Source organism: Bartonella sp. MM73XJBT, from assembly GCF_028618465.1.
GTDB lineage: Bacteria > Pseudomonadota > Alphaproteobacteria > Rhizobiales > Rhizobiaceae > Bartonella.
In genome coordinates, this window is the sequence record NZ_JAQISY010000097.1 from 1 (window position 1) to 1,772 (window position 1,772).

The window sequence follows — 1,772 nt, forward strand, 5'->3', positions numbered from 1 at the left end:
AATACAACCTATATCGACAACACAACCTTAAATTCAACCCATAGTATATTTTTGAAGGTATTTTGAGGGTTTGAGAAACCTTCAAAACCTATAGTAAAATGCATCAAAATGATCATTCTGATGTTTTAAAAGCCCATAGTGCATTCGTCTTGAATGATATGTGAAATAAATAGCAAATTTCACTATTCTGTTGTTGATAAGCATGATTTATAAAATTTATTTTAAGCGATTTATGGGTTTTCTGCTGCTTTTGTCTCATTTTGTTATCGCTATTTCTTTTGAATCAATTTAATAGACTTCATTTCGTTTCTTTACGAGTTTTGATCTTGCCATAGCCAATGGAGTTTATCTTAATATGCTTCAATATGTTAAGTCTGATAATAAACAAGTCACTTTACGCTCTCTCTTACAATCTTATCGTGATCAAGCAACTTCAAATGCTGAACAGGGAAAAATTTTTGAAGATTTTGTTAGCAAATATCTTATGCATGACCCCTTGCATTATGGACGATATGAAAAGGTTGAAAGCTATTTTGAATGGGCTAAAGAGCGTAAAGATTGGAATAAAAATGATATCGGCATTGATCTAGTCGCTAAGCTTCGCAATCAAGAAGGGTATGTTGCTATTCAATGTAAATTTTATAAAGCAGATCATCAGATCAATAAAAAGGATATTGATAGCTTTATCGCTGCTTCTGGAAAAGACATCTTTAAATACCGCCTTCTCGTTGATAGCACGGAAAGTGAATTAACTGACAATGTGAATGCAATGATTAAAGGACAAGCGATACCCGTTTATCGTATTGACCTTCGTTATATGGAAAACAGTCGTATAGACTGGCAAATATTTGCAACAAAACAAGAAGTTGTTTTGAAATCAACAAAAGAGCCTCGCCCCCATCAAGAGGAAGCCATCAAGAAAGTTTGTGAAGGCTTAAAAGAAGCAGACCGTGGCAAGCTGATTATGGCATGTGGAACGGGTAAGACGTTCACTAGCCTTAAGAGTGCAGAACAAATAGCAGGAAAAGGCAAGCGTGTATTGTTTTTAGTGCCCTCCCTTGCTTTAGTTTCGCAAACGATACGCGAATGGACAGCAGATGCACAAATTCCCTTGCGTTCCTTTGCCGTGTGTTCTGATACAAAAGTTGGCAAGCGTCGTAAAAACCAAGATGATATTGTTGGCATGGAAACATCAGATCTTGTTCTCCCTGCTACGACGGATGCCAAAGCACTTGCCAAAGAGGCTTGTGAAAGCTTTGCAGAGGCAATGACGGTGATCTTTTCAACCTATCATTCCATTCAAGTGATTTCCGATGCACAAAAAGACTATGGTTTACCCGAATTTGATCTGATCATTTGCGATGAAGCCCATAGAACCACTGGAACTTCATTGGGAAGTGAGGACAATGAATCTGAATTTGTCAAAGTTCACGATAACAGCATTATTCGGGGTAAAAAACGTCTATACATGACAGCAACGCCTCGTATCTTTAGTGAAACTGCCAAAAGGCGTGCTGATGAGATTAATGCCGTTTTGGCGTCCATGGATGATGAGGTGCTTTTTGGCAAACAACTCCATCATTATAGCTTCGCAGAAGCTGTCGAGAATGAACTTTTAACCCCTTACAAGATTGTGGTCTTAGGTATTGATGAAACCTATATCACACCAGCCATACAGGAGATTATTGCCAATGAAAACCGTGAAATTGATTTAGATGATGCGGCAAAAATTATTGGCTGTTATAGAGCTCTGACTAAAATAGATAAGGAAG

General features: G+C 37.6%; 1 protein-coding gene. It reads left to right on the plus strand.

Translation table 11 applies throughout. From position 1 onward, the window contains the following. Positions 1–355: 355 nt before the first annotated feature. Positions 356–1,772: DEAD/DEAH box helicase family protein (locus tag PVV69_RS09770; RefSeq protein WP_273757345.1), on the plus strand; the 1,417-nt coding region annotated here is incomplete at its 3' end.